10 protein-coding genes and 1 pseudogene are annotated in these 9,077 nt (G+C 49.6%); 10 read left to right on the top strand and 1 reads right to left on the bottom strand.

From position 1 onward, the window contains the following. Positions 1-88 precede the first annotated feature (88 nt). From mobC to DW091_RS19745, 8 genes are all read left to right on the top strand, one after another. Positions 89-415, top strand: a complete 327-nt coding sequence (gene mobC, locus DW091_RS19780; protein ID WP_118519100.1) for a plasmid mobilization relaxosome protein MobC — start codon at positions 89-91, stop codon at positions 413-415. Position 416: 1 nt separating this feature from the next. Next, positions 417-1,775: a relaxase/mobilization nuclease domain-containing protein gene (locus DW091_RS19775; RefSeq protein ID WP_118519099.1), complete on the top strand. Its 1,359-nt coding sequence runs from the start codon at positions 417-419 to the stop codon at positions 1,773-1,775. Continuing rightward, a complete protein-coding gene (locus DW091_RS19770; protein WP_058695868.1) occupies positions 1,759-2,646 on the top strand; it encodes a PcfB family protein in 888 nt (295 codons plus the stop codon). The genes DW091_RS19775 and DW091_RS19770 overlap by 17 nt, the downstream gene beginning before the upstream one ends. Beyond that, positions 2,643-3,530 carry a hypothetical protein gene (locus DW091_RS19765; RefSeq protein ID WP_058695867.1) on the top strand — a complete coding sequence of 296 codons (888 nt, stop codon included), beginning with the start codon at positions 2,643-2,645 and terminating at the stop codon, positions 3,528-3,530. Before DW091_RS19770 ends, DW091_RS19765 begins: the two co-directional genes overlap by 4 nt. Before the next feature lie 8 nt (positions 3,531-3,538). Further along, positions 3,539-3,733 carry a hypothetical protein gene (locus DW091_RS19760; RefSeq protein WP_118519098.1) on the top strand — a complete coding sequence of 65 codons (195 nt, stop codon included), beginning with the start codon at positions 3,539-3,541 and terminating at the stop codon, positions 3,731-3,733. A 13-nt stretch (positions 3,734-3,746) separates the two neighbouring features. After that, positions 3,747-5,567: a VirD4-like conjugal transfer protein, CD1115 family gene (locus tag DW091_RS19755; protein ID WP_058696433.1), complete on the top strand. Its 1,821-nt coding sequence runs from the start codon at positions 3,747-3,749 to the stop codon at positions 5,565-5,567. Next, positions 5,533-5,886 carry a TrbC/VirB2 family protein gene (locus tag DW091_RS19750; protein WP_058695865.1) on the top strand — a complete coding sequence of 118 codons (354 nt, stop codon included), beginning with the start codon at positions 5,533-5,535 and terminating at the stop codon, positions 5,884-5,886. The genes DW091_RS19755 and DW091_RS19750 overlap by 35 nt, the downstream gene beginning before the upstream one ends. A gap of 66 nt (positions 5,887-5,952) precedes the next feature. Beyond that, positions 5,953-6,792 (top strand): hypothetical protein, encoded by an 840-nt coding sequence (locus DW091_RS19745; protein ID WP_058695864.1) that lies wholly within the window; start codon positions 5,953-5,955, stop codon positions 6,790-6,792. 26 nt (positions 6,793-6,818) lie between these two features. Here the strand turns inward: DW091_RS19745 and DW091_RS19740 are convergent, their stop codons facing one another. Then, a complete protein-coding gene (locus tag DW091_RS19740) occupies positions 6,819-7,199 on the bottom strand; it encodes a hypothetical protein (protein ID WP_058695863.1) in 381 nt (126 codons plus the stop codon). 90 nt (positions 7,200-7,289) lie between these two features. Between DW091_RS19740 and DW091_RS19735 the strand changes: the two genes are divergently transcribed. Together DW091_RS19735 and DW091_RS19730 are read left to right on the top strand one after the other, a co-directional pair. Then, on the top strand, positions 7,290-7,670 hold the full coding sequence (locus DW091_RS19735) for a PrgI family protein (protein ID WP_058695862.1): 381 nt from the start codon (positions 7,290-7,292) through the stop codon (positions 7,668-7,670). Beyond that, positions 7,663-9,077 (top strand): annotated as a pseudogene (locus DW091_RS19730) (TraE family protein); the annotation flags it as partial. The gene DW091_RS19735 and the pseudogene DW091_RS19730, both read left to right, overlap by 8 nt.

Below are 9,077 nucleotides of genomic sequence, written 5' to 3'. Positions count from 1 at the left end.
TTATACCACGATTTTGGGGATTTAGGTGGACTTTTGACACAAACTCTCCCCAATCCCCCTTTTATAACGTGGATAAGGAGTGAAAAATATGCGAAAGCGCAACGTTGAGATCCTGTTTCGCCTGACAAGGCGGGAAGCACAGGAACTGGATAAAAAAGTGAAGAAGTCTGGCCTGAGCCGGGAAGCTTTTCTGCGTGCCATGATTGAAGGCTACCAGTTACACGAAAAACCCGGCCCGGCGTTTTATGAAGCCATGCGGCAGATGTCCGCCATCGGAAACAACCTGAACCAGATTGCCGCCAAGGCCAATGCCCTGGGTTTTGTGTATCAGCCGCTTTATGAAAAAGAAGCCTTGAAGTGGCGAAAGTTCCAGACCGAGGTCAAAGAAAAGTTTCTGGTGCCGGAAAAAAGCTGACATGGCCACCACAAAAATCTGGGACATCCGGGGCCGTCTGGATCGGGTAGTGGATTATGCTAAAAATCCGGATAAGACAAAAAACAAAAATTATGGTGAAACGGACCTGCAGGCTCTGCGGGATGTGATGGACTATGTATCGCTGGACGTTAAAACTGAAAAGCAGTTTTATGTCACAGGTTTAAACTGTTCACCCGAAACCGCGAGGGAGGAGATGACCATCACCAAAAAGCAGTACCGCAAGGAGGGCGGCATCATTGCCTACCACGCCTATCAGAGTTTCAAGCCCGGGGAAGTCACCCCGAAGACCGCCCATGAAATCGGCGTAAAACTGGCAGAGGAATTGTGGGGATCACGGTTTGAGGTGATCGTCGCAACCCACATCGACAAAGCCCACATACATAATCATATGGTGTTAAATTCCGTCTCCTTTGCCGATGGGCTGCGCTACTACGACAATAAAGAAACCTACCGGAAAATGCGGGAGGTCTCCGACCGTCTGTGCCTTGAATACAAGCTTTCCGTGATTCAAAAGACCATGAACAAGTCCATGCAGTACGGTGAGTGGCGGGCAGAGCAGGAAGGAAAACCCACATGGCGGGGCCTGATCTTAAAAGACCTCGATGCAACCATTTCCGAATCCGTGACCCTTCGGCAGTTTCTGTATCGTCTGCGGCAGAAGGGATACGCCATCAAGTATGATGCAAAATACTTCACGCTGAAGCCGCCCGGGAAAGCGCGGTATGTGCGCATTGACCGTAAGTATCCCAAATACAGTTTAGACAACATCGAACAGCGGATTTTTGAACAGCAGCAGATCAACCAGTACCGCCCCGGGCCAAAGGCTGCAAAGAAGAAAATGCTTTTGCACGGAAGCTTTGAAAAGGCCCGTCATACCAGCGGCTTGCGGGGCCTGTACCTTTACTACTGCTTTAAGCTGGGCGTGTTTCAAAAGAAAAAAGACCGGGAAGCAGGCGCACTGCCGTTTCTGTACCGAGAAGATTTACGGAAGCTGGAACAAATCAGTCAGGAAGCCCGGTTTTTATGCCGCCATCGGATCAGCACCATGGAAGAACTGGCAGCTCATAAGATAGAAAATGAACAGCAGATAAAAAAACTCTGTACCAAACGGAAAAAGCTCTGGAACAGAACACAGCGCACACCGGATGAAAAAGAGGTGACTAAAATCAAAGCGGACATTGCCGGGCTGAGCGCGCAGATCAAAGCACTCAGAAAGGAAGTGAAATATTGTGACGGCATTGCCGCGCGATCCATACCGATGAAAGAAAAAATTAAAACAGTCAAATTAGAAGAAAAAAATAAAGGAAAGGAGCATACCAAAAATGAATACAAGCGGTGACGCAGCTGAACAAGTCATCCGACTATCCCTTGAAGGGGCGGATTTTTTGTTGCGGCTGACAGGGACAGGCCTTAAAAATCTGGCCTTTCTGTTAATCTCAGCTTTAAAGAGTGCTGATGTACACAAAACAAAAGGAAAAACCCGATTAACAGCTATGCTGAAATCCGGGAAACCTTTAACCGTTTTTTCGATTAACAATGCTGACCTTGAAGTCTTTGCCAAAGAAGCCAAGCATTACGGGGTGCTTTACTGTGCCCTGGGCAATCCGGCAGGCAGTCCGGATGGTGTGACGGATATTCTGGTGAAGCAGGAGGATGCTGTGCGGATCAACCGGATCGTTGAACGCTTCCAGCTGGCAGCGGTGAATACCGCAGAAATTAAGAGTGAAATCCTGAATGAACGGGAAGGGCAGACCCACGAAGAAGGACAGGCAGAAGAAGCCCTGCTGGATGATCTCTTTGGTGCATCGAATCCGGAAGCCGAAGCCGGGGAAGAACAGCTGCTGGATGACCTTTTAGGCCCTGCAGCATCAAAGGAGGAGAATGTGCTGCCCTCAAAGGAGGAGCACACCTTTTCCAGCAGGGAGGACGCGGAAGCAATAACGGCGGAGAAACCCTATGCCGATGTCCCGCAGGCCCAGGCACAGGAGAAAAGCCCTCCATCCGGGAACAGCTTGAAGCCGCCCGCCGAAGGAGAAGGTAAACCTTCTGTCCGGGCAGAACTCAGAGCGATCAAGGCTGAACAGGAAAAAGCCCGGGCAGAACCCGAACACAGATCACCGGAGAAGAAAAAAGAAACCAAACGCCGTGAACCAAAGCGGAAAACCAAAAAAGAGATTCAAAAAAAATCGAAGGGAGATAAAACACGATGAGCAACCTATATGACCTGTTTGGTCAGGAAGAAACCGAGCCGAAGCCGAGAAACAATCAAAAGTGGCAGGCCGAGCAAAAGGCCAACCGGGAATACTGCTATACACAAATTGAAAAGTCCCTTGAAACCGTTGGAAAAAATCCGGAGATGTTTCAGGGGTATCTGAACGTTCAGGCCAATTTTGAATACTACACTGCTCGTAACGCGCTGCTTATACAGGCACAGCGGGAAACCGTCACCAAAATTGCAGACAGTACGACATGGAAAGAGCAGGGTATCTTTGTGAAACAGTCCGAGTTCAGAAACCCGATTTTGATTCTGGAACCCGGAAACCCCTACACCCGTGATGATGGAACAACCGGGCAGTCCTTCAAGGCCAAGAAAATGTACGACATCACCCAGACCACCTGTCGGGTGCGTTCTCAGAAAACAGGCAAACTGGATGACCGGATGCTGATAAAATCGCTTATTTCAAAGGCCCCGGTAAAGATTTTGACCGCCGAAGCCGTCAATCATCCGCTGGCCGTGGATTTTGATATGGATAAAGAGTGCGTGGTGGTGGAAAAAGGGCTGAATCCGGATGCCATGTATCAGGGAATCGCCGCCGCTTTAGCCAAGTCCGAACTGGCCTTAAACGGCTGCGATGCCGAAACCCTTGACTTCAAGGCCCAGGCCGCCGCTTATATGCTCTGCCGACAAGCAGGCGTTTCAACCGCCTGCTTTGACTTTTCAAAGCTGCCGGATTTTCTGACCAGTGCAGAACCGCAGCAGGTGGGCGCAGAGCTGACCGCCATCAAGGATGCCATGGCCGAGGTGTCCATGCGGGTAAAGTACAATTTACAGCAGATGGTACAGCAAAAGAGCCGGGCAGACCCGGCACGCTGAGGTAGCTCATGAAAGAAGTCAAAAGAATTTTAACCCTTGGCCATGTGGAGTACGGCGTTCTGATCAATGCCCTCAATCAAATGCGAAACGGCCTGATAAGGCAGAAACGGTCAACAGATGTCGTGGACGACCTCTTGCTGAAAACCATCGACGCACCCACAGAAAAGACCGGGAAAAGGAAGGGACGCGACAGTGCAAGATAATTTCAGTAAAAACATGGTGCTGTACATCGCCCTCCTTGTGCCGGTGATCGGACTGGCCCTGCGCATTGCCCCTTTCATCGACGAGGGACTTTATGCCTTTATCCTTAAGTTCCCCGAAGCAATGGAGCATCCCTTTAAAATCACATGGTGTGAGGGCAGCTTAAAATCCATCCTGATTCTGATGATTTTATATGTCATGGGAATCGGGATTTTTTATGCCACAAAAAAGAACTACCGCCGGGGTGAGGAACACGGAAGCGCGAAGTGGGGGGATGCCCAAAGCGTCAACCGAAAATACCGGGAGAAGCACTTTGCAGATAACAAGCTGCTGACCCAGAACGTGCGCATGGGTCTGGACGGCCATCGGCACCGGAGAAACCTAAACGTGTTAATCTGCGGGGGCAGCGGGGCCGGGAAAACCCGATTCTATGCAAAGCCCAATGTCATGCAGGCCAATACCAGTATGGTGATCCTTGATCCCAAGGGTGAGATCCTCCGCGATACCGGACAGCTGCTCAGAGAAAAGGGGTATGAAGTCCGCATATTAGATTTAATCAACATGGAGAAATCACACTGCTATAACCCCTTTGTCTATCTCAAAACCGACAACGATGTGCAGCGGCTTGTGACAAACCTCTTTAAGGCTACGACCGTAAAGGGTGCGCAGTCAAGCGACCCCTTCTGGGATACCGCGGCCAGTATGTTACTGCTGTCCTTGGTCTTTTTTCTGAAATACGAAGCCCCGCCCGAGGAACAGAATTTTCCCATGGTCATGGAGCTGCTCAGAAATGGGGACATCCCCGAAGATGTTGACGGCTATGTGTCGCCCCTTGATGAGCTGATGGATCGTTTGGAAGCCCGGGAGCCGGATCACATTGCCCTGAAGTATTACCGCAATTATCGGAGTGGTGCCGCTAAGACCGTAAAATCCATCCAGATCACCTTAGCGGCAAGACTGGAAAAGTTCAACCTTGAAAGTCTCTCAGCACTCACAGTGACCGATGAACTGGACTTAGCCAGCATGGGAGAAAAGAAGGTGGCTTTGTTTGCGTTAATCCCAGACAACGACACCTCTTTCAACTTCCTCATCAGTATTTTATACACGCAGCTCTTTCAGCAATTGTTTTACACCGCTGACCGAAAATATGGGGGGCTGTTACCCGTGCACGTTCACTTTATCATGGATGAGTTCGCCAACGTCTCACTGCCCGATGATTTTGATAAAATTCTCAGTGTTATGCGTTCCCGGGGCGTTTCTGTATCCATTATTTTACAGAACATGGCGCAGCTCAAAGCCCTGTTTGAAAAGCAATGGGAAAGTATCGCCGGGAATTGCGATGCATTTTTATATCTCGGCGGCAATGAGCAGGCCACACACAAATATGTATCAGAGCTTTTAGGCAAAGAAACCATTGACACCAACACCTACGGAAAAAGCTCAGGTAAGAGCGGGAATTATTCAACAAATTACCAGAACAGCGGCCGGGAGCTGATGACACCGGATGAAGTGCGGATGCTCGATAACCGCTATGCCCTGCTTTTTATCCGCGGAGAACGGCCCATTAAAGATGAAAAATACAACCTGTTAAAACACCCCAATATCCATCTGACCACTGACGGCGGGATGCCGCCCTATGAACACGGGCGAGTGGATCACGCCGTTGCAAGCATGAGCCTTGTGCCTTATTCGCCGGATATTGTGATTGAGGAAATGGAAATATCTGAAGAAACAACCTGTGAACTCTGGTCGGAGGAAGATTTAGAAGCTTATTTTGAAAAACAAAAGGAGATTTACCTAAATGAACCAAACAAAGAAACGAAAAAAGAAGCATAAAGCCCCGACACCCCGTCTGCCTGTGAACACCAAAATGCGCCGCCGCTTTTCGGTTTATATGGCGGTTGTACTGTGTGTTTTGTGTACCACAACCGTGTGCGCTGCCGATGACCCTATTGCCGTGGTCAACAACCTGTCCACCTTTATCTTTGGCCTTGTCCGGGCGGTCGGTATGATCCTTATCGGCTATGGTATTGTGCAGATCGGCTTATCCCTTAAGTCCCATGATCCAAGCCAGAGGGCCAATGGGATCATGACAGTGGCCGGGGGGATCGTCGTCACCTTTGCCAAGGAAATTTTGAACACCATTGCGGGATAGTCCGGTATGGATACAAAGAAAAAAGGGCAGGCCGAAACGCTGGCCTGCCCCTGAAAGGAGGACTTAATGGAAAGTGATAACTGGATTGTACAAAATCTGCAAAACGCTCTGGACACATGGAATGGAAAACTGTCGGAAATCTGGCATCTGCTCACCCAGTCGCCCCAGACTTTTAAGGGCGGCGGCATCTGGGAGGTGATTGTCAACATCAACGGCACCTTACAGGCCATCGGCTACGCGCTGTTGGTGTTGTTTTTTCTGGTGGGCATGGTCAAGACCTGTGGCTCACTGGCAGAGGTCAAGAAGCCGGAGCACGCCCTGAAACTCTTTGTGCGCTTTGCCATTGCCAAGGGCGTGATCACCTATGGTCTGGAACTCATGATTGCCCTGTTTACCATCGTACAGGGGATCGTGTCAAAAATCATGGTGACGGCGGGGCTGGGGGGCGCGACACAAACCGTGCTGCCGCCGGAGATTGTGGAAGCCGTAGAGAACTGTGCATTTCTTGAAAGCATCCCTTTGTGGGCGGTGACCCTCATCGGAGGACTGTTCATCACCGTATTGTCTTTTGTGATGATCATGAGCGTATATGGACGTTTTTTTAAGCTCTTTCTCTATACTGCCATTGCCCCGGTGCCCCTGTCCACCTTTGCGGGTGAACCCAGCCAGAGCATTGGGAAGAGCTTTCTGAAAAGCTATGCGGGGGTCTGTCTGGAGGGGGCAATCATTGTACTGGCCTGTGTGATTTTCTCACTGTTTGCGGCATCCCCGCCACAGGTCAACCCGGACGCTTCGGCGGTCACCATGGTTTGGGCCTATATCGGGGAACTGGTTTTTAACATGTTGGTGCTGGTGGGAACCATCAAGCTTGCAGATCATTGTGTGAAGGAGATGATGGGCCTGTAGAAATAAAAAAGGACGTGGTTAACGTCCTAGAATATAGGCTTATCGTCTTTGTTATAGCGCATGGTTCCTTCGCTGTCAATATAACAGTCACGGGTGGAGATACCCCGAGCTCTTGCGGTCCGGGCCTGCCAGGCAATATCTTCTTTCATGGTTTTATAGTATTGCCGCTCGTCCCAGTATTCCTTAAAAGAGCGTATCCAAGAGATCAGGGAAAAACCCAAAAGAATAAAGAGAATGGCAAAAGCCAGTTTTTCATGGGCAGCCGCCCATGGATTGAGAAAAGTGCTGATCAGCAGGAAATAGACAACGAGCAGTGTCAGACGGAGCTTTCCAGCAAGCTTCAACACAAACGACAAAACAATGAGCACAATGGTGATGATCAATGAAATAAATGCGACATATACCATGGGGGCACCTCCTATGTATTGGTTTTTATAGTTTTAGTATAGCAGGCTTCGCTCAAAAAGCAAGCATGTAAAAGCAAAAGGAGATTTATTATGGAAGTGAAGGTAAACCGCGAGATCCGCGAATATACAGAGAGCATGTTTTTCGGACTGTCCATGCGGCAGTTTGTTTTTTCGGTCATGGCCTGTGGGATGGCCGTTGGCCTGTACTTTTTACTGCGGCCTTACTTTGGCATGGAAACCCTGTCCTGGGCCTGTATCTTAGCCGCCGCGCCCTTTGGGGCGTTAGGCTTTATCAAGTACCACGGAATGAGCGCAGAACAGTTCCTGTGGGCATGGATAAAAGACCGATTTCTGATGCCCAAAATTCTGATTTTTGATGCGGACAACCTGTATTACCGGATGCTGACTACGCCAGCTAACAAGAAAAGAGATAAAAAAAGAAAAAAAGATCAAGGAGCAAAAAATGATTAAAACACTTAAAAATTCAAACCATCAGGAGAAAGAAAAATTTAAAATTCCCAAAAGCGCACAGCAGGCCGTCCCCATTCAGATCATCTATCCGGATGGGATTTTTTGTATCGGTAAAAATAAATATTCCAAGACTTTTCGATTTACGGACATAAATTACGCGGTGGCCGGGCGGGAGGATAAGGAAGCCATGTTTTTAGAATATTCCGAACTGTTAAACAGCTTTGAAAGCGGCGCGACCACCAAGCTGACCATCAACAACCGCCGCCTGAACCGGGCGGACTTTGAAAAAAGTATTCTGATCCCCATGAAAGAGGATGGACTGGACATATACCGGAAAGAGTATAACCAGATGTTACTCGACAAAGCTACCGGAACCAACAGCATGATTCAGGAAAAATATGTGACCGTGACAATACTGCGCAAAAACTATGAGGAAGCCAAAACCTATTTTGCCCGCGTGGCAACAGAGCTGACCGCCCATTTTTCCCGTCTGGGGTCACGCTGTACAGAGCTTGACGCAGAGGAAAGGCTGCACGTCCTGCATGATTTTTACCGGACAGGGGAGGAGACAGGCTTCACCTTTGATTTATTACAGACCATGAAAAAAGGCCATGACTTCCGGGATTTTATCTGTCCGGATACCTTTGAGTTTGAGTCGGATACTTTTAAAATCGGGGATCGCTATGGCCGGGTACTGTTCTTGCGCGAATACGCATCCTATATCCGTGACAGCATGATCAGTGAGCTGACGCAGCTCAACCGCAATCTCATGCTCAGTATTGACGTGATCCCGGTGCCGACCGATGAAGCCGTGCGGGAGGTGGAAAACCGCCTGCTCGGGGTGGAGACGAATATAACGAATTGGCAGCGCCGGCAGAACCAGAATCAGAACTTTTCTGCGGTCATTCCCTATGATATGGAGCTGCAGCGGAAGGAATCAAAGGAATTTCTGGACGACTTGACCACAAGGGATCAGCGCATGATGTTTGGCTTGCTCACCCTTGTACACACTGCCATAAGCAGGAAGCAGCTCGACGCAGATACGGATACACTGCTCACCACGGCCAGGAAGCACCTCTGCCAGTTCGCGATCCTGCGTTATCAGCAGCAGGATGGTTTAAATACCGTCCTGCCCATTGGACACCGGAAGATCAATGCTCTGCGCACCCTGACCACCGAGAGCTTAGCCGTGCTGATGCCGTTCCGGGTGCAGGAGATCATGGACACAGGCGGTATCTACTATGGTGAGAACGCCATCTCCCACAATCTCATCATGTGCAACAAAGCCAATCTTTTAAACCAGTCCGCCTTTCTTCTGGGCGTGCCGGGCAGTGGGAAAAGCTTCAGCGCAAAAGAGCTGATTGTGTTTCTCGCCCTCGCGACCCAGGATGACATCCTTGTGTGTGA

This window comes from Eubacterium sp. AM05-23, assembly GCF_003477535.1.
Lineage (GTDB): Bacteria > Bacillota > Clostridia > Eubacteriales > Eubacteriaceae > Eubacterium > Eubacterium maltosivorans.
This window is presented reverse-complemented; position numbering and strand designations above follow the sequence as displayed.